Annotated in this window: 18 protein-coding genes and 1 pseudogene; 9 read left to right on the top strand and 10 right to left on the bottom strand. The window is 54.0% G+C overall.

Going from position 1 to position 18384, the window contains the following annotated elements:
* Positions 1-43 precede the first annotated feature (43 nt).
* Positions 44-418: a recombinase family protein gene (locus AC07UY_RS21315; protein ID WP_494701890.1), complete on the bottom strand. Its 375-nt coding sequence runs from the start codon at positions 416-418 to the stop codon at positions 44-46.
* 38 nt (positions 419-456) lie between these two features.
* On the opposite strand from AC07UY_RS21315, the pseudogene AC07UY_RS21310 reads away from it, so the two are divergent.
* A pseudogene (locus AC07UY_RS21310) lies at positions 457-1068 on the top strand (pyridoxal phosphatase); the annotation flags it as partial.
* Here the strand turns inward: AC07UY_RS21310 and modC are convergent.
* The 4 genes from modC to AC07UY_RS21290 all read right to left on the bottom strand — a co-directional run bounded on the left by modC (position 1069) and on the right by AC07UY_RS21290 (position 3908).
* Positions 1069-2127 (bottom strand): molybdenum ABC transporter ATP-binding protein ModC, encoded by a 1059-nt coding sequence (gene modC, locus AC07UY_RS21305; RefSeq protein WP_276292351.1) that lies wholly within the window; start codon positions 2125-2127, stop codon positions 1069-1071.
* Between the two features lie 2 nt (positions 2128-2129).
* Positions 2130-2819, bottom strand: a complete 690-nt coding sequence (gene modB, locus AC07UY_RS21300) for a molybdate ABC transporter permease subunit (protein ID WP_192611625.1) — start codon at positions 2817-2819, stop codon at positions 2130-2132.
* Complete coding sequence (gene modA / locus AC07UY_RS21295) at positions 2819-3592, bottom strand: molybdate ABC transporter substrate-binding protein (protein WP_494659395.1); 774 nt, start codon at positions 3590-3592, stop codon at positions 2819-2821. The genes modB and modA overlap by 1 nt, the downstream gene beginning before the upstream one ends.
* Before the next feature lie 166 nt (positions 3593-3758).
* Positions 3759-3908, bottom strand: a complete 150-nt coding sequence (locus AC07UY_RS21290) for an AcrZ family multidrug efflux pump-associated protein (protein WP_203358432.1) — start codon at positions 3906-3908, stop codon at positions 3759-3761.
* 128 nt (positions 3909-4036) lie between these two features.
* Here AC07UY_RS21290 and modE point away from each other — a divergent pair, with 128 nt between their 5' ends.
* The 7 genes from modE (at position 4037) to gpmA (ending at position 11789) form a co-directional block, all read left to right on the top strand.
* The gene (gene modE, locus AC07UY_RS21285) at positions 4037-4825 is read left to right on the top strand and encodes a molybdenum-dependent transcriptional regulator (RefSeq protein ID WP_494659394.1); all 789 of its coding nucleotides are present in this window, start codon (positions 4037-4039) and stop codon (positions 4823-4825) included.
* Positions 4826-4892: 67 nt separating this feature from the next.
* Complete coding sequence (modF, locus tag AC07UY_RS21280; protein ID WP_494659393.1) at positions 4893-6365, top strand: molybdate ABC transporter ATP-binding protein ModF; 1473 nt, start codon at positions 4893-4895, stop codon at positions 6363-6365.
* A gap of 207 nt (positions 6366-6572) precedes the next feature.
* Positions 6573-7589 carry a UDP-glucose 4-epimerase GalE gene (galE, locus tag AC07UY_RS21275; protein WP_494659392.1) on the top strand — a complete coding sequence of 339 codons (1017 nt, stop codon included), beginning with the start codon at positions 6573-6575 and terminating at the stop codon, positions 7587-7589.
* Positions 7590-7598: 9 nt separating this feature from the next.
* Positions 7599-8645, top strand: coding sequence for a galactose-1-phosphate uridylyltransferase (galT, locus tag AC07UY_RS21270; RefSeq protein ID WP_494659391.1), 1047 nt, complete (start codon positions 7599-7601; stop codon positions 8643-8645).
* Positions 8646-8648: 3 nt separating this feature from the next.
* Positions 8649-9797, top strand: a complete 1149-nt coding sequence (gene galK, locus AC07UY_RS21265; protein ID WP_494701891.1) for a galactokinase — start codon at positions 8649-8651, stop codon at positions 9795-9797.
* Positions 9791-10831: a galactose-1-epimerase gene (gene galM / locus AC07UY_RS21260; protein ID WP_494701892.1), complete on the top strand. Its 1041-nt coding sequence runs from the start codon at positions 9791-9793 to the stop codon at positions 10829-10831. Before galK ends, galM begins: the two co-directional genes overlap by 7 nt.
* Before the next feature lie 205 nt (positions 10832-11036).
* Complete coding sequence (gene gpmA, locus AC07UY_RS21255; protein ID WP_494659388.1) at positions 11037-11789, top strand: 2,3-diphosphoglycerate-dependent phosphoglycerate mutase; 753 nt, start codon at positions 11037-11039, stop codon at positions 11787-11789.
* Between the two features lie 45 nt (positions 11790-11834).
* Here gpmA and AC07UY_RS21250 read toward each other — a convergent pair whose 3' ends face one another.
* The 3 genes from AC07UY_RS21250 to aroG all read right to left on the bottom strand — a co-directional run bounded on the left by AC07UY_RS21250 (position 11835) and on the right by aroG (position 14884).
* Positions 11835-12611, bottom strand: a complete 777-nt coding sequence (locus tag AC07UY_RS21250) for an ABC transporter ATP-binding protein (protein WP_494659387.1) — start codon at positions 12609-12611, stop codon at positions 11835-11837.
* The gene (locus tag AC07UY_RS21245) at positions 12608-13675 is read right to left on the bottom strand and encodes a FecCD family ABC transporter permease (RefSeq protein WP_494659386.1); all 1068 of its coding nucleotides are present in this window, start codon (positions 13673-13675) and stop codon (positions 12608-12610) included. The genes AC07UY_RS21250 and AC07UY_RS21245 overlap by 4 nt, the downstream gene beginning before the upstream one ends.
* A gap of 156 nt (positions 13676-13831) precedes the next feature.
* Entirely contained in the window at positions 13832-14884 is a 1053-nt protein-coding gene (gene aroG, locus AC07UY_RS21240) for a 3-deoxy-7-phosphoheptulonate synthase AroG (protein WP_494659385.1), read from the bottom strand.
* 372 nt (positions 14885-15256) lie between these two features.
* On the opposite strand from aroG, the gene zitB reads away from it, so the two are divergent.
* On the top strand, positions 15257-16198 hold the full coding sequence (gene zitB / locus AC07UY_RS21235; RefSeq protein ID WP_494701893.1) for a CDF family zinc transporter ZitB: 942 nt from the start codon (positions 15257-15259) through the stop codon (positions 16196-16198).
* Here zitB and pnuC read toward each other — a convergent pair.
* On the bottom strand, positions 16195-16914 hold the full coding sequence (gene pnuC, locus AC07UY_RS21230) for a nicotinamide riboside transporter PnuC (RefSeq protein ID WP_494701894.1): 720 nt from the start codon (positions 16912-16914) through the stop codon (positions 16195-16197). The genes zitB and pnuC overlap by 4 nt on opposite strands.
* Positions 16915-16941: 27 nt before the next feature.
* Complete coding sequence (nadA, locus tag AC07UY_RS21225; RefSeq protein WP_494659555.1) at positions 16942-17985, bottom strand: quinolinate synthase NadA; 1044 nt, start codon at positions 17983-17985, stop codon at positions 16942-16944.
* Between the last annotated feature and the right edge of the window lie 399 nt (positions 17986-18384).

The raw sequence follows: 18384 nt of genomic DNA, 5'->3' as shown, positions 1-18384 counted from the left end.
GTGGCGGACTCAGCCCGGAACAGTTTGAAAACCAGAATCTCGCTTAGGGCTGTGTCCACATTACGTGGGTAGGATCAATATTATGTTCAACTAATCGTGACAGATAACCAACAACAGTGAATGGATTCTGCCGACTGAATCGGTCAATGCTTTCCAGAACCAGGTGAGAATCATCCCACATACCAGCCAGTACTTGATCCATCCATCTCCCAAGTTCCCCAATACTGAAGTTATTCTCATTGGTTTTAAAAGCTGACACACCCTGGTCACTCAGAATTACAGGTACTGGATCATCCATTAAGTTGAGAAGCCCAATACGTTCAACATACTGGTTGAGGTTTTCTTCCTGTCTGTCAAGACCTCCGCCCCTAAGTTGCTGATCTGAGCTAACCCTATGATAGATAAAACACTTCTTCATTTTCTTATCCCGTTTTTTTGTTTGCATAACTTAGCATACACTTGTATGATTATCATGCAAAAAGCGTACTGGAATCGGATCCAATGCCAGTGGATCAGGCGCTGCAGTTAATCGATATGCTTGATGATCACCAGATCCACGGACTGATGTACGTTGATGATGCCATGCTCTATGAGCGCCCTACCGGGCACGTGATTCGCACCACTAACTGGGCGCAAGCTCTGCCGCCGGAACAGCGCCCGACATTTACCCAGGTGCCTTCGCTGGCGCAGGCCGCGCATGAGGTGAATGCCGTCTGGAAGTTCGCCCTGACGGACGAAGATATTCCTAAACTGCAACAGTTTGGTCAGCACGTCGGACAGACTCTGGGTCTGGAGTGCGAATGGTCATGGCACGATCAGGTTGATATTGCGCGTAAAGGCAACAGCAAAGGAAAACGCCTGACACAGTGGGTTGAGGCCCAGGGAGGCTCAATGCAAGACGTGATTGCATTCGGCGATAACTTTAACGATATCAGCATGCTGGAAGCCGCTGGCACCGGCGTCGCTATGGGCAATGCCGAGGACGCGGTGAAAGCGCGGGCCAATGTTGTCATCGGCGACAACACCACCGACAGCATTGCGGCGTTTATCTATTCTCATCTGCTGTAATCAGGCGGTAATCGACACGCTCTTGATTTGCGCATACAGCCACAGGCCAGGTTTGATACCTAACTCATCCCTGGCCCACGGGCTGATCCTCGCCCACAGGGTCTTGCCCCCAATCTCCAGTTGTACTTCAACTTGTCCTTTGTCGTCATAACACTGCGCCACTTTTGCCCGCAAAATATTACGGATACTGGTTTGCTGCGGCGGTTGCAGTACCAGTGAGACATCTGAGGCTTGGATGCGAATGCGCATCGCGGTTTGCAGCGGTTCATCAAGCTTGCTCACCCACAGATGCTGATCCCCGAGAGCCAGCGCCGTCATCGCATAATGCGGATGGTGTTCCAGCACGCTGACTTTCAGAATACTGCTCTGCTGCTCCTGCGGCAGCCACGGATGCATGACATTGCTCCCCCACACCTCCTCCAGCGCGCCAAAGGCTTTCACCTGACCGTTTTCCAGCACCATGACTTTATCCGCCAGGTGCAAAATCTCATCAAGGGAGTGGCTGACATACAGCATGGGAATATGGATTTCACGCGCCAGGCGTTGCAGGTAAGGTAGCAACTCGCGCTTACGCGGAATATCCAGCGAGGCCAGCGGTTCATCCAGCAACAGGAGTTCTGGCGCCGTCAGCAACGCCCGCCCGATGGCCACGCGCTGCTTCTCGCCGCCGGAGAGACTTCCCGGCAAACGATCCAGCAGCGGTTCAATACCTAACAAGGCCACCAGTTTATCAAACTGCCCGGCCATGCTTTTCGCCATACCGTAACGTAGATTGCCGCGCACTTTATAATGCGGGAACAGGCGAGCATCCTGAAAAACATACCCCACGCGCCGTTTTTCCGGGGTTAAACAAATGCCGTTTTCGACATCGTTCAGCACCCGGCCATTAAGCACAATGCGTCCGGTTTGCGGGCGCGTCAGGCCACTGATGGCATTAATGAGCGAGGTTTTCCCGGCGCCGGAAACACCAAAAATCGCGGTGATCCCGCTGGCAGGCAACGTTTCGTTGAGCGTCAGGCAATGTGTGCCTAATGTCTGGGAGAAGTTGAGTTCCAGCATCGTTATCTCCCCGTCCGTTCACGGCTAATACGGGCCAGCCATTCCGAAACCAACAGGGAAATCAGCGCCAGCACGATAGAAATCAAACACAGTCTCGCCGCCGCGCTTTCCCCTCCAGGAGTCTGGATCAGGGTATACATCGCGGACGGAATGGTGCGCGTTTCACCGGGGATATTGGAAACAAAGGTAATGGTTGCACCAAACTCGCCGAGCGAACGGGCAAACGCCAGCACCGTACCAACAATGATACCCGGCAGAGTGAGCGGCAACGTAATGGTCAGAAACACGCGCCAGCGGCCTGCGCCGAGCGTGCGGGCGGCCTGTTCCAGTTTGACGTCCACCCCTTCCAGCGCCAGGCGAATGGCCCGCACCATCAACGGGAAAGACATGACGGCGGCCGCCAGCACCGCGCCGCGCCAGCTAAACGCAAAGGTGATGCCGAACACATCATACAGCCACTGGCCGATAAATCCGCGTCGCCCCATCGCAACCAGCAGGAGATAGCCCACCACCACGGGCGGTAACACCAACGGAAGATGCAGCACGCTATCGAGCAGGGCTTTGCCTGGAAACGTGCACCGGACAAGTAACCAGGCAAAAAAGATCCCAAACGGCAGGCTAAACAGCACGGCCAGGGAAGAGACTTTCAGGCTCAGTAATACGGCCTGCCATTCTGGATCGGTCAGTATCATTACTTCGTCGTAAATCCATAACGTTTAAAAATGTCAGAAGCCTGCGGTCCTTTCAGGTAGTCATAGAACGCGCTGACCGTGGCGTTTTTGTGTCCATCGACAATCGCTACCGGATATTCTACTTTTTTATGCGAATCTTCCGGGAAGGTGCTCACCACCTTCACACCTTTACTGGCAACAGCATCAGAGCCGTAAACAATCCCCAGCGGCGCTTCGTTACGTTCCACTAACGCCAGCGCACCGCGAACATCTTCAGCCGGTGCCAGTTTCGCCGCCAGAGTATCCCATGCACCCAGTTTTTGCAGCGCTTCTTTGGCGTAGATGCCAGCAGGAACGTGCTCGGGATCGCCAACGGCCAGACGTCCGCCGTTCAGCAGCTGCGTCCAGGGGGTTTTGCTGTCGATAGTGAACGCTTTCTGCTCGCTCGCTTGCGGTGCGACAACCACCAGGCTGTTACCCAGCAGCGTTTGACGCGAACCGGTATCTATCGCTTTTTTATCTACGACGTAATCCATCCATTTCTGATCGGCAGAGATAAACAGATCGGCAGGCGCGCCCGCCTCAATCTGGCGTGCCAGCGTTGACGAAGACGCAAAAGAAGAGACGACGTCAACGTTCTTCTCTTTTTTGTACTGTGCGGCAATATCCTGCATTGCGTTGGTCAGTGACGCCGCCGCAAAGACGGTGATTTTCCCTTCATCCGCCAGCGCTTGACCAGCAACGGTTAAAGATAATGTTGCCCCGGCAAACAGGCGTAACCATGTACGAGCCATCTGTAACTCCTTTTGAATATCGTTATGTACGAACAAATATAACGGTATTGCCAACATTTTCCCAGCGGTTATTCACGCCCATGAGAGGTGACACAAAGAAAATATCGGCAGGGAAAGCAGGATCTTGAGAAAACAAAAACGCCCGACTGAGCGGGCGTTTGGGGAATTAATGGTTCTGTCTGGGCTGGTCTTTTTTACCGATACCGGAGAAAATGTTGAACACTTCTCCCAGGCCGTAAATCATTCCGAGGATGACGGCCATGACTACAGGTACCATGATTACGGCGAATACCAGACTTTTCAATAACTCTAACATGGTCAACTCCAGATATAATCCTTCAGTTATTCTAACCTTATAAACGAGAAAAGCACTCCCCTTTTGTGCTATCGGCTTTGCGCGCCCGCCGTTTTCCGTCACAATAGTCCTTTTGCCAGGATCTTGTTATGCAAGCCGAAATCCTTCTCACCCTGAAACTTCAGCAAAAATTGTTTGCGGACCCACGACGCATTTCTCTGCTTAAGCACATTGCGCTTTCCGGCTCCATTAGTCAGGGAGCGAAAGATGCAGGCATCAGCTACAAAAGTGCCTGGGATGCGATTAACGAGATGAACCAGCTCAGCGAACAGACGCTCGTAGAGCGCGCAACGGGCGGCAAAGGCGGCGGTGGCGCGGTGTTGACGCGTTATGGTCAACGGCTGATCCAGCTTTACGATTTACTGGCGCAGATTCAGCAAAAAGCCTTCGATGTGCTGAGCGACGACGATGCGTTACCTCTCAATAGTCTGCTGGCGGCCATCTCCCGTTTTTCACTGCAAACCAGCGCCCGCAACCAGTGGTTTGGCACGATCACCTCGCGTAACCACGATCAGGTACAGCAGCACGTCGACGTCCTGTTAGCCGACGGTGAAACGCGACTGAAAGTGGCAATCACGGCGCAAAGCGGCGAGCGTTTGGGTCTGAATGAAGGTAAAGAGGTACTGATCCTTCTGAAAGCACCCTGGGTGGGCATTACCCAGGACGATGCCACCGCACAGGCAGCCGACAATCAGCTTCAGGGCACCATCAGCCATATCGAACGCGGCACCGGGCAATGTGAAGTGCTGATGACACTTCCGGATGGTCAGACCTTGTGCGCCACAGTGCCGGTTGAAGAGGCCGCCAGGCTGGAAGAAGGCGCCAACGTGACGGCCTGGTTTAACGCGGACAACGTGATTATCGCCACGTTGTGCTAAGCACATTGACATTGTTTCACGAAAGACGTATCCCTGTGGTTCATCGCTGCAAAAAATGGGATATAAAATGTCATCGTTGCATATTTCGCAAGGCACGTTTCGTCTGAGCGATACCAAAACGCTTCAACTGAACACGTTTACGTTGAATGCGGGTGATAGCTGGGCGTTTGTGGGCGCCAACGGCAGTGGAAAATCCGCGCTGGCGCGAGCACTGGCGGGTGAACTCCCCTTATTAAAAGGCGAACGCCAGTGCGCCTTTACGCGCAGGACTCGCCTCTCATTTGAACAGTTGCAGCAACTGGTCAGCGATGAATGGCAGCGGAACAACACCGATCTGCTCAGCCCTGGCGAAGAAGATACCGGGCGCACGACGGCGGAAATTATCCAGGAAGAGGTCAAAAACCCCTCCCGCTGCGCGGAACTCGCAGCGCAGTTTGGCATCTCCGGGTTACTCACCCGACGTTTTAAATACCTCTCCACCGGCGAAACGCGCAAAACCCTGCTCTGCCAGGCGCTGATGTCTGAACCCGATTTGCTGATCCTCGACGAGCCGTTTGACGGGCTTGATGTGGCTTCCCGCCGCCAGTTAGCGGAGCTTCTCGCCACCCTGCATCAATCGGGCTACACGCTCGTGCTGGTCTTAAACCGTTTCGATGAGATCCCTGACTTTGTGCAATTTGCTGGCGTCCTCGCAGACTGCACGCTGACAGAAACCGGCGAAAAATCCGCTCTGTTACAACAGGCACTGATCGCCCAACTCGCCCACAGCGAGCAACTGGCTGGTATGCAATTACCAGAGCCCGATGTTCCCTCCGCGCGCCACACCCTGCCGGAGACAGAGGCGCGAATTGTGCTGAAAGACGGCGTCGTTTCCTACAACGATCGCCCTATCCTCAACCGCCTGAGCTGGCAGGTAAATCCGGGCGAGCACTGGCAGATTGTCGGTCCTAATGGCGCAGGAAAATCGACGTTACTCAGCCTGGTCACCGGCGATCATCCCCAGGGCTATAGCAACGATCTGACGCTGTTTGGCCGTCGTCGCGGCAGTGGTGAAACCCTGTGGGATATCAAAAAACACATTGGCTATGTCAGCAGCAGTCTGCACCTTGACTACCGTGTCAGTACCACGCTACGTAATGTGATCCTGTCAGGCTTTTTTGATTCTATAGGCATCTATCAGGCCGTCTCGGACAGGCAGCGCAAGCTGGTGCAGCAGTGGCTGGATATTCTTGGAATGGATAAGCGCACCGCCGACGCGCCGTTTCATAGTCTTTCCTGGGGACAACAGCGGCTGGCGCTGATTGTCCGCGCGCTGGTGAAACACCCCACGCTGCTGATCCTCGATGAGCCGCTACAGGGGCTGGACCCGCTAAACCGTCAGCTTGTCCGCCGCTTTGTCGATGTACTGATCGGTGAAGGGGAAACTCAGCTGTTGTTTGTCTCTCACCACGCCGAAGACGCGCCAGACTGTATCACCCATCGCCTGGAGTTTGTGCCGGATGGCGACGGGTATCTCTACCGGCAGACAGCACGGCAGTGATTTTCATCCGTGGGCGCGTCAATGCGCCCTTTTTTTCGGACAAACACCGCAACCGTTCCTTAATCCTATGATTTACAATGACGTCATTGAATGCAGGACATAAAAATACCGAAGTGTAAACGATTCCACTAATTTATTCCGTGTCACACTTTTCGCAACTTTGTTATGCTATGTTTATTCCATACCATAGGCTTAACGGAGCGAATTATGAGAGTTTTGGTTACAGGTGGTAGCGGTTACATAGGAAGCCATACTTGCGTACAGTTGCTGAAAAACGGTCACGACGTCATCATCCTTGATAACCTCTGCAACAGTAAGCGCAGTGTACTGCCCGTTATTGAACGTTTAGGCGAAAAGCATCCGAGTTTCGTTGAAGGCGATATCCGCAACGAAGCGCTGATGACCGAAATCCTGCACGATCACGCGATTGATACCGTGATTCACTTTGCTGGTCTGAAAGCCGTTGGCGAATCCGTCGCTAAACCGCTGGAATATTATGACAACAACGTTAACGGCACCCTGCGTCTGATCGGCGCCATGCGCGCTGCCGGCGTCAAAAACTTCATCTTTAGCTCCTCCGCCACCGTTTACGGCGACCAGCCGAAAATTCCTTATGTCGAAAGCTTCCCGACCGGTACGCCGCAAAGCCCGTACGGCAAAAGCAAACTGATGGTCGAACAGATCCTCACCGATCTGCAAAAAGCGCAGCCGGACTGGAGCATCGCGCTGTTGCGTTACTTCAACCCGGTCGGCGCGCATCCGTCAGGTGATATGGGCGAAGACCCGCAGGGCATTCCGAATAACCTGATGCCCTACATCGCCCAGGTGGCAGTGGGTCGTCGCGATTCACTCGCTATCTTTGGCAACGACTACCCGACCGAAGACGGCACCGGCGTGCGCGACTACATCCACGTGATGGATCTCGCCGACGGGCACGTCGCCGCGATGGAAAAACTGGCCGGTAAACAAGGCGTACACATTTATAACCTTGGCGCAGGTGTTGGCAGCAGCGTGCTGGACGTCGTCAACGCCTTCAGCAAAGCCTGCGGCAAACCGGTGAACTACCATTTTGCCCCGCGTCGCGAAGGCGATCTTCCCGCCTACTGGGCAGATGCCAGCAAAGCAGACCGCGAACTGAACTGGCGCGTTACCCGTACGCTTGACGAAATGGCGCAAGATACCTGGCACTGGCAGTCACGCCATCCGCAGGGATATCCGGATTAAGGAACAATCATGACGCAATTTAACCCTGTCGATCATCCACATCGCCGCTTTAACCCGCTCACCGGGCAATGGATTCTGGTTTCGCCGCATCGTGCGAAACGCCCCTGGCAAGGGGCGCAGGAAACACCGTCTAACGAACGCCTGCCAGCTCACGATCCGGACTGTTTCCTGTGCGCAGGCAACACCCGTGTGACCGGTGATAAAAACCCCAACTACACCGGGACCTACGTTTTTACCAACGACTTTGCCGCCTTAATGTCCGACACGCCGGACGCGCCGGAGAGCCACGATCCACTGATGCGTTGCCAGAGCGCGCGCGGCACCAGTCGGGTTATCTGTTTTTCTCCGGATCACAGCAAAACCTTACCCGAATTGAGCGTTCCGGCACTGACGGAAATCGTTAAAACCTGGCAGGAACAAACGGCCGAGCTGGGGAAAACGTATCCGTGGGTGCAGGTTTTCGAGAACAAAGGTGCGGCAATGGGGTGTTCCAACCCGCATCCACACGGTCAGGTTTGGGCTAACAGCTTCCTGCCCAACGAAGCCGAACGTGAAGATCGTTTGCAAAAAGCCTACTTTGCTGAGCAGGGTTCCCCGATGCTGGTGGATTATGTTCAGCGTGAACTGGCCGATGGCAGCCGCACCGTCGTGGAAACCGAGCACTGGTTAGCGGTCGTCCCCTACTGGGCAGCCTGGCCATTTGAAACCTTGCTGTTGCCAAAAGCGCATGTATTGCGCATGACCGATCTGACCGATGACCAGCGCGCCGATTTGGCGCTGGCGTTGAAAAAACTGACCAGTCGTTATGACAACCTGTTCCAGTGCTCATTCCCCTACTCCATGGGCTGGCACGGCGCGCCATTTAACGGCGAAGCGAACGAACACTGGCAACTGCACGCACACTTTTATCCGCCGCTGCTGCGCTCCGCGACCGTGCGTAAATTTATGGTCGGTTACGAAATGCTGGCGGAAACCCAGCGTGATCTGACGGCTGAACAAGCGGCAGAACGCCTGCGTGCGGTCAGCGACATCCATTTTCGCGAATCCGGAGTTTAAAAAATGAGTCTGAAAGAGAACACACAATCTCTGTTTGCAGAAATTTTTGGCTACCCTGCCACCCACACCATTCAGGCGCCAGGTCGCGTTAATCTGATCGGCGAACATACCGATTACAATGACGGTTTCGTACTGCCCTGCGCTATCGATTATCAGACGGTGATCAGCTGTGCGACGCGCGACGATCGTAAAGTCCGCGTCATTGCCGTCGATTATGACAATCAGGTTGACGAATTCTCCCTCGATGCCCCCATCGTCACCCATGACAGCCAGCAATGGTCAAACTACGTACGCGGCGTGGTAAAACACCTGCAAAAACGTCACGCGGGTTTTGGCGGCGCCGATTTAGTGATTAGCGGTAACGTACCGCAGGGCGCGGGATTAAGCTCTTCCGCTGCGCTGGAAGTGGCCGTGGGCACCGTGTTCCAGCAGCTTTATCATCTGCCGCTGGATGGCGCGCAAATCGCGCTCAACGGCCAGGAAGCAGAAAATCAATTTGTTGGCTGCAACTGCGGCATCATGGATCAGCTGATCTCCGCGCTGGGCAAGAAAGACCATGCCTTGCTCATCGATTGCCGTTCACTGGGCACCAAAGCGGTATCGATGCCAAAAGGCGTGGCGATCGTTATCATCAACAGCAACTTCAAACGTACGCTGGTGGGCAGTGAATACAACACTCGCCGCGAACAGTGCGAAACAGGCGCACGCTTCTTCCAGCAGCCAGCCCTGCGCGATGTCAGCCTTGACGCCTTCAACGCCGTAGCAAGTCAGTTGGATCCGGTGGTGGCAAAACGCGTTCGTCACGTCCTGACTGAAAACGCGCGTACCGTTGAAGCGGCAAACGCGCTGGAGAACGGTGACCTGAAACGGATGGGTGAGCTGATGGCGGAATCTCACGCCTCCATGCGTGATGATTTTGAAATCACCGTACCGCAGATCGATACGCTGGTTGAGATCGTCAAAGAGACCATTGGCGAAAACGGCGGCGTGCGCATGACCGGCGGCGGCTTCGGCGGTTGCATCGTCGCGCTGATCCCGGAAGCGTTAGTACCCGCCGTACAACACGCCGTTGCTGAGCAGTACGAAGCAAAAACCGGTATCAAAGAAACCTTCTACGTCTGCAAACCTTCACAAGGAGCCGGACAGTGCTAAATGAAACCCCAGCGCTGGCACCCGATGGTCAGCCGTTTCGCCTGCTTACCCTGCGCAACAGCGCAGGGATGGTGGTCACGCTGATGGACTGGGGCGCCACGCTTCTTTCCGCCCGGATCCCCCTGGGCGACGGGAGCGTTCGCGAAGCCTTGCTGGGCTGCTCCAGCCCGGAACAGTATCCCGAACAATCGGCGTTTCTCGGCGCATCGGTCGGTCGTTATGCTAACCGCATCGCCGATAGCCGCTACAGCTACGCGGGTGAAACGGTCAGTTTGCTGCCAAGTCAGGGCGAGAACCAGCTGCATGGCGGACCCGACGGTTTTGATAAACGTCGCTGGCAGGTGGTCAACCAGAACGATTGTCAGGTGTTGTTTGCGCTGACATCCGAGGATGGCGACCAGGGCTTCCCGGGACGTCTGTGCGCCACCGCGCAATATCGACTGACCGAGGACAACCGTATTTCGATCACCTATCGTGCGGCGGTGGATAAGCCCTGCCCGGTTAATCTGACCAACCACGTTTATTTCAACCTGGATGGCGATGTGACCGATGTCCGCAATCATAAGCTGCAGATTCTGGCTGATGATTATCTGCCGGTTGATGAAGGGGGCATCCCGCGTGAAGGGCTGAAATCCGTTGCCGGTACCTCATTCGATTTCCGCCAGGCGAAAACAATTGCCAGTGCGTTTCTTGCTGATGGCGATCAACGCAAAGTGAAGGGATATGACCACGCCTTTTTGTTGCAGGCCAGGGGCGATGCTCGCACCCCTTGCGCGCATCTGTGGTCACAGGATGAAAAATTGCAGATGAAGGTGTACACCTCCGCGCCAGCGCTACAATTTTATTCCGGTAACTACCTGGGCGGCACACCTTCCCGTGGGCCGGACGCGTATGCCGACTGGCAAGGCCTGGCGCTGGAAAGTGAATTCCTGCCGGACAGTCCAAACCATCCGGAATGGCCGCAGCCAGACTGTATTCTTCACCCGGGCGAAGAGTATGTGAGCCTGACGGAATATCAGTTTATCCCTGCCTGATTCAGCGCCCTCCGAAAGGAGGGCGGTTTTATCTCCATCCTGCTCAAATCCCCATCACCTGAAGACAAAATCGCAACCATGAGTTCACAAGAACCTTACACTGCGTCACTATTTTCGCTATGGTTATGCATAAGGATTGCCGCTGAGGCGTCACGGCAATATAATGAGAATTATTATCATTAAATGAAGGTTGAGGAGTAAGCATATGGCTGTAACTAAGCTGGTTCTGGTACGTCATGGTGAAAGTCAGTGGAACAACGAAAACCGCTTCACCGGCTGGTACGATGTTGATCTGTCTGAGAAAGGCGTGGGCGAAGCAAAAGCGGCAGGTAAACTGCTGAAAGATGAAGGCTATAGCTTTGATTTTGCTTATACCTCTGTGCTGAAACGTGCCATCCACACCCTGTGGAACGTGCTGGACGAACTGGATCAGGCCTGGCTGCCGGTAGAGAAATCCTGGAAACTGAACGAGCGTCACTACGGTGCGCTACAGGGTCTGAACAAAGCTGAAACCGCAGAGAAATACGGTGATGAGCAGGTGAAACAGTGGCGTCGTGGCTTTGCGGTAACACCGCCAGAGCTGAGCAAAGACGATGAGCGCTTCCCGGGTCACGATCCACGCTATGCCACACTGACTGACAAAGAACTGCCGGTCACCGAAAGCCTGGCGCTAACCATTGATCGTGTCATCCCTTACTGGAATGAATCCATTCTGCCGCGCATCAAAAGCGGTGAGCGCGTCATTATCGCCGCTCACGGTAACTCCCTGCGCGCGCTGGTGAAATACCTGGATAATATGGGCGAAGATGAAATTCTTGAACTGAATATCCCGACCGGCGTACCGCTGGTGTATGAGTTCGACGAAAACTTCAAGCCAATCAAACGTTACTACCTGGGTAATGCTGACGAGATCGCAGCAAAAGCGGCGGCCGTTGCGAATCAGGGCAAAGCGAAGTAATTCATTTTCCGGGTAGCGATTCGTCATCGATTGGCTACCCGGTGCTTATACCCCGATAACCCCATCCAGTATCACCTGCGCCCTCCCCTGCGAACACCGTTCCACGCGACCACGCACGTTGTACACCTGCGCCAGACGTTCTGCGGTAATCACCGCTTGCGGCGCGCCGCTCGCCACCAGCTTACCGTCTTTGAGCATCACAATATGTTCGCCGAAGCGTAATGCCATATTCATATCGTGCACCACCACCAGCGTCACCAGCTGACGCGTTCGCGTCTCCTGAGCAATCCGTTCCATAACGTGCAACTGATAATTCAGATCCAGTGCGCTAAGTGGCTCATCCAGTAGCAAAAGCTCGGGACGGCGGATCAGTGATTGCGCCAGTCCGACCAGTTGCCGCTGACCGCCAGAGAGCCTGTCGAGATAATGCAGCGCGAGATGCGAAATGCCCAAATGTTCAAGTAGTGCCAGTACCTGCGCCTGATCCTGCGAAGCGTTATTTCCGCCCGCTGCGCGTTGCGCCACCAGCACAGACTCCAGCACCTGCAAGTGCACGCCCTGCGGCAATGACTGAGGTAAAAACACCACCTTCTGCGCACGCCGGGCAAACGGCAGCGACATCAGGTTTTCATCACCCAAAAGCACTTCCCCACGGGCTTTCGTTAAGCCAGCCAGCGCACGTAACAATGTCGACTTTCCACAGCCGTTAGGTCCCAGCAGCACCGTGATTTTGCCGCGCGGCAGTTCAGGAATGCTCAGATTGCCAATCACGGGGTGCTTCGGATAACCGGCATACAGCCCCTTAATCATCAGTCCGCTCATAGACCGCTTCCCCGTTGACGAAGAATGATGCTCAGGAAAAACGGTACGCCCACCAGTGACGTCACAATTCCCACCGGAATGATCACGCCAGGCACTATGTTTTTGGAGGCGACCGACGCCAGAGAAAGCACAAGCCCACCGGTCAACACGCTGCCTGGCAGATAAAAACAGTGATCTTCCCCAAACAGCATTCGCGCAATATGTGGCGCCACCAGACCGATAAAACCAATCGGCCCAACAAACGCCACCGAAAGCGCGGAGAGCAGACTAATGCGCAATAACGCGGCCAGACGCAAACGCCGGACATCAATACCGAAGCTCATCGCCCTCTCTTCTCCCAGCCGCAATGCCGTCAGTTGCCAGGCGCTGCGCATTGACCAGCACGAGACAACGACGAAAACTACCGCCAGCACGCCAAGTTTTTCCCATGAGGCGCGGGTCAGACTGCCCATCGTCCAGAAAACCAGTCCCTGCAACGTATCTTCATCTGCCACAAACTGCAGCATTGAAACCAGCGCATTGAAGGTAAACACCAGGGCAATACCGAACAGCACTACGCCCGACGTCGCAACGCGCGTCCAGCGGGTGATGCCATCCAGTAACAACGCGGAAAATAAGGCAAACGCAAAAGCATTGGCGGGGATAAACCAGGCCGCAGGAATACCCGGAATCCCGATGCCCAGCACAATCGCCAGCGCCGCACCAAACGCCGCGGCAGATGAAACCCCGAGTGTAAAAGGACTCGCCAGCGGGTTGTTCAAAATGGTTTGCATTTCGGCCCCCGCCAGCCCAAGCGCCATCCCGATCAGCAGCGCCATCAGCGCATACGGCAAGCGAATATCCCAGACAATCACGCGAACCCCGGCATTCGCGCTGGCAGGATGCAACAGCGTTTCCCAGAGTTCACCGAACGGTAAACCTGACGCGCCAAGGGTTGAATCAAGCACCAACGAAGCCAGAATCGCCAGAGTAATCACCAGCGCCAGCAGTAAGCGTTGACGCACAACCTGCCGGTAGAGACGCAGAATGGCGTTCGGGGAGGTGACATTAGCGGAGGACGACATAGTATTTCATCAGGATGCGTGGCAAATCTTATTCTTACGGGGTCGGAAGGGTGATTATACCGTACCAGGCCATCGTTATATATTTTTTTATATTTCGAGTGTGGGGGCACAAAAAAAGCCGACTGTCAGAGTCGGCTTAGATGCAGGTAAGCAGGATTATCCGCGGCGTGCTTTCACCGCATTCGACAACTTACGCAGCAGCGAGTCGGTGTCTTCCCAACCAATACAGGCATCGGTAATGCTTTTACCGTAGGTCAGCGGTTCACCGCCTTCCAGGTTTTGATTCCCTTCGACCAGATGGCTCTCTACCATCACGCCAATAATCGCTTTTTCTCCGCCAGCAATTTGCTGGCAAACATCCGCGCACACATCCATCTGCTTTTTGAACTGCTTGCTGGAGTTGGCGTGGCTAAAATCGATCATCACCTGCGAAGGCAGCCCGGCTTTCCCAAGACCCTCTTTCACGACAGCGACATGCTGCGCGCTGTAGTTCGGTTCTTTCCCGCCACGCAGAATGATATGGCAGTCGCCATTTCCGCTGGTATTCACAATCGCGGAGTGACCCCATTTAGTGACGGAGAGGAAACAGTGCGGCGCCCCTGCGGCGTTGATAGCGTCAATGGCGACCTTGATCGTGCCATCGGTGCCATTTTTGAATCCTACCGGGCAGGAAAGTCCTGAAGCCAGCTCACGGTGAACCTGCGATTCGGTAGTACGCGCCCCAATGGCGCCCCAGCTCATCAGGTCAGCAAGGTATTGTGGGGTGATCATGTCAAGGAACTCACCAGCAGCCGGTAAACCGCTATCATTGATATCCAGCAATAACTTACGGGCGATACGCAGACCATCGTTGATCTGGAAGCTGTTATCCATATGCGGATCGTTGATCAGCCCTTTCCAGCCCACGGTGGTGCGCGGTTTTTCAAAATAAACGCGCATGACGATCTCAAGCTCGTCTTTTAACTCTTCACGCAGTGCCAGCAGGCGAGCCGCATACTCTTTGGCCGCCGCCGGATCATGAATTGAACACGGCCCAATCACCACCAGCAGGCGATCGTCATTGCCTTTCAGAATTTTATGAATCGCTTTACGGGCATGCGCTACCGTGTTGGCAGCGTTTTCAGTAGCGGGGAATTTTTCCAGGAGTGCGACCGGCGGTAATAACTCGTTGATCTCTTTAATGCGTAAATCGTCGTTCTGATAATTCATGATTATTCCAGCGTTGCCATACTTATATAAATGAATGCAATCCCTCCAATCTATATCTTCATCCTGAAAGTGTAAACTGGGTTTTACAGTTTGCATGGATTAATCCTGAAATCAGTTCAAAAACGCCATAAAGTAGGGAAAAACGAGATCTAGCCTACAACTTTCAACTCCAATTGCTCATATTAAAATTATTTTCCAGATTCTATGCTGCGCTAAATCGCCGTTCCGCAGTCGTTAGCGCCTTTCTGCTGAGCCCCAATACCTGAAAATTTGGCTGATACCGGGAGAGCAAAAGCTCTCCTTTTTATTTTGTCAGTCATAAATCCGTATGATGTCATACAGTAATGATGAGAATAACAAAGGGATGACACCATGGCGCACTCACATACTCATACTTCACCTCACCTGCCGGAAGACAAAAATGCCCGCCGGTTGCTGTTCGCGTTTTGTGTCACTGCCGGATTTATGTTGGTTGAGGTGGTGGGCGGAATAATCTCCGGCTCGCTGGCACTGTTGGCGGATGCTGGTCATATGCTCACCGACGCCGCCGCCCTGCTCTTTGCATTGCTGGCCGTACAGTTTGCCCGGCGACCGCCCACAATCCGCCATACCTTCGGTTGGTTAAGACTCACGACACTGGCTGCGTTTGTGAATGCCATCGCGCTGGTGGTGATCACTATTTTGATTGTCTGGGAGGCCATTGAACGTTTCTACACACCGCGACCCGTTGCAGGCGGCATGATGATGGTCATCGCCGTTGCCGGACTGATGGCCAATGTGCTCTCGTTCTGGATACTGCACCGCGGTAGTGAAGAAAAAAACCTCAACGTCAGGGCCGCGGCCCTGCATGTGATGGGAGACTTACTGGGATCGGTCGGGGCGATCATTGCTGCGCTGATTATCATCTGGACAGGCTGGACGCCCGCCGACCCGATCCTCTCGATTCTGGTTTCCCTGCTGGTACTAAGAAGCGCATGGCGTTTATTGAAAGACAGCGTCAACGAACTTCTGGAAGGTGCACCGGTTTCACTGGATATTGCCGCATTGCAGCGTCATCTCAGCAGGGATATTCCGGAAGTCCGTAATGTGCACCATGTGCATGTCTGGATGGTCGGCGAGAAACCAGTGATGACGATGCATGTGCAGGTGATCCCACCGCACGACCATGATGCGTTGCTGGCGCGCATCCAACATTTTCTGATCCATCATTACCAGATTGAACACGCCACCATACAGTTAGAGTATCAACCCTGTAACGGCCCGGATTGCAAGCTGAACCAGAGGCAATCCGGGCATATACATCACCACCATTAATGGGAAAGTGCGCGTGAGCCGCGGTCGCGCGCGCTGTTGATCCACATCCGACTGCCGTTCAGGGCAATAAATGTCAGGATCAGGTATTCCAGCGACATCGCGTAAACCCCCTGTAGCGCGAAGATCACAACGCTGATGACGTTGATAACCACCCACAAGAGCCAGTTTTCAACGTATTTGCGCGTCATCAGGATCATCGCCACAATCGACAGCACCATCATGCAGGAATCCCAGAAAGGGAAGGCGTCAGGCTGTAGCTCAGGCGCAGCAACCTGCAATCCCAGCGTCTGCATAATATTCACGGCAATTTTTGTCAGGAAAGCGAATACCGGGTCGATGAATACCGTCATCAGACCAATGGCTACCACGCAGATAGCCAGCCAGCTCATCGCTTTTGGCAACGGCAGCCAGCGAATTTTCAGTTCCGCTTCATGTTGACTCGTTTGTCGGGACCAGGCATACCAGCCATAGATATTGGCGGCAAAGAAAAAAACCTGTAACAGCAGGCTGGCATAGAGTTGGATCTGAAAAAAGATAATGGCGAACAACGTAACGTTAATCAGACCAAAAAAGTAATTACTGATCTTCTCCAGACTCGCCAGCCCGATACACAATAAACCAGCGACAGTCCCCACAGCCTCAATCCACGACAGAGCGTACCCTCCCGCGCCGATTGGGATATGAACAAGAATGTTCTGCGTGCTAAAAAAATCCATCTTTTCCCCCAGAGCAAAACGTCATGATTAAGCTCGTAGTGTAGCCGCAAATTCCAGCATGCGGTTTAACGGCAATAAAGCGCCTTCTCGCAGCGTTTCGTCAACATGGATTTCGTGGGACGCTCCGCCTTGTTCCAGGCCTTCAGCAATCGCTTTAAGGCCGTTCATCGCCATCCACGGACAATGAGCGCAACTACGACAGGTTGCACCTTCTCCCGCCGTCGGCGCTTCGAGCAGCTCTTTCTCAGGAACCGCCTGCTGCATTTTGTAGAAAATACCCCGGTCAGTCGCCACAATCAGTTGCTGATGCGGCAGCGTTTTCGCCGCAGTAATGAGCTGACTGGTTGACCCTACCGCATCGGCCATATCAACGATCGACTGAGGTGATTCAGGATGTACCAGCACGGCGGCATTGGGATAGAGTCCCTTCATGCGGGTTAAGGCCTGGGTTTTAAACTCATCGTGTACGATACAGGCGCCCTGCCAGCATAGCACGTCGGCACCGGTCTGTTTCTGCACGTAATTACCCAGATGGCGGTCCGGAGCCCAGATGATTTTTTCACCTAAACTATCAAGATGCTCAATAAGTTCAACGGCGATGCTGGACGTCACTACCCAGTCCGCTCGCGCTTTTACCGCGGCTGACGTGTTGGCATAGACCACCACGGTACGATCCGGATGCGCATCACAAAAAGCGCTGAATGCGTCGATCGGACATCCCAAATCCAGCGAGCATTCCGCCTGTAAAGTCGGCATCAGGATGGTTTTTTCCGGGCTGAGGATTTTGGCGGTTTCCCCCATAAAGCGAACCCCTGCAACCAGCAGGGTTGACGCGGAATGTTTCGCGCCAAAGCGTGCCATTTCAAGCGAGTCCGAAATACAGCCACCGGTTTCTTCGGCCAGTTGCTGGATTTCCGGGTCAGTGTAATAGTGGGCGACCATCACAGCATCCCGCTCTTTCAGCAGACGTTTGATTTTCTCACGGTAGAATTGTTTTTCATCCACACTCAGCGGCGCTGGCTTTGGTGGAAACGGATAGATTGCAACTTCTGGATCAAACATCACGCTCATCATGCTTTCTCGTTTTACTGGCTTAACGAAATTGCCGGTCATTAGCGCAGTTCGCGCATTAATCGGACATAAGTGTTTTGTATGCTAAACAAGATAGCCGAAATAGTGGAGAAAGTCGTGGAGATTTTGAGCGTGGGTGTATGTATCTGGTGTCAGGTGGCGCAGGGTTTACCCGAACTTGCTGCAGGTTCGAATCGTCTAAATCGCAGATAGCAAAAAGGCGCCTTTAGGGCGCCTTTTTACACTGGTGGGGCGTGCAGGATGACTCGCTTCGCTCGCCCTCCGGGCCGTCGCCGCCAGCGGCTCCGTTGTCTCACTGCGTGTGAAGTGGTCTACTTAATTTGGACACAGCCAGAGGTTCTTTGTCTTTCCATCTCGGTGGGTGTCAACCCACCGTTG

Source organism: Citrobacter sp. GW821-FHT02E08 (genome assembly GCF_059421685.1).
Note: the sequence above shows the minus strand (reverse complement) of the source record. Positions and strands in the feature narration are given on the sequence as shown.

Coding starts and splice junctions, on each gene's coding strand:
- AC07UY_RS21245 (WP_494659386.1), bottom strand. CDS start 13,675: ATGTCGTCCTCCGCTAATGTCACCTCCCCGAACGCCATTCTGCGTCTC.
- nadA (WP_494659555.1), bottom strand. CDS start 17,985: ATGAGCGTGATGTTTGATCCAGAAGTTGCAATCTATCCGTTTCCACCA.
- AC07UY_RS21290 (WP_203358432.1), bottom strand. CDS start 3,908: ATGTTAGAGTTATTGAAAAGTCTGGTATTCGCCGTAATCATGGTACCT.
- modB (WP_192611625.1), bottom strand. CDS start 2,819: ATGATACTGACCGATCCAGAATGGCAGGCCGTATTACTGAGCCTGAAA.
- modA (WP_494659395.1), bottom strand. CDS start 3,592: ATGGCTCGTACATGGTTACGCCTGTTTGCCGGGGCAACATTATCTTTA.
- modC (WP_276292351.1), bottom strand. CDS start 2,127: ATGCTGGAACTCAACTTCTCCCAGACATTAGGCACACATTGCCTGACG.
- modF (WP_494659393.1), top strand. CDS start 4,893: ATGTCATCGTTGCATATTTCGCAAGGCACGTTTCGTCTGAGCGATACC.
- galT (WP_494659391.1), top strand. CDS start 7,599: ATGACGCAATTTAACCCTGTCGATCATCCACATCGCCGCTTTAACCCG.
- galK (WP_494701891.1), top strand. CDS start 8,649: ATGAGTCTGAAAGAGAACACACAATCTCTGTTTGCAGAAATTTTTGGC.
- AC07UY_RS21315 (WP_494701890.1), bottom strand. CDS start 418: ATGAAGAAGTGTTTTATCTATCATAGGGTTAGCTCAGATCAGCAACTT.
- pnuC (WP_494701894.1), bottom strand. CDS start 16,914: ATGGATTTTTTTAGCACGCAGAACATTCTTGTTCATATCCCAATCGGC.
- galE (WP_494659392.1), top strand. CDS start 6,573: ATGAGAGTTTTGGTTACAGGTGGTAGCGGTTACATAGGAAGCCATACT.
- AC07UY_RS21250 (WP_494659387.1), bottom strand. CDS start 12,611: ATGAGCGGACTGATGATTAAGGGGCTGTATGCCGGTTATCCGAAGCAC.
- zitB (WP_494701893.1), top strand. CDS start 15,257: ATGGCGCACTCACATACTCATACTTCACCTCACCTGCCGGAAGACAAA.
- aroG (WP_494659385.1), bottom strand. CDS start 14,884: ATGAATTATCAGAACGACGATTTACGCATTAAAGAGATCAACGAGTTA.
- gpmA (WP_494659388.1), top strand. CDS start 11,037: ATGGCTGTAACTAAGCTGGTTCTGGTACGTCATGGTGAAAGTCAGTGG.
- modE (WP_494659394.1), top strand. CDS start 4,037: ATGCAAGCCGAAATCCTTCTCACCCTGAAACTTCAGCAAAAATTGTTT.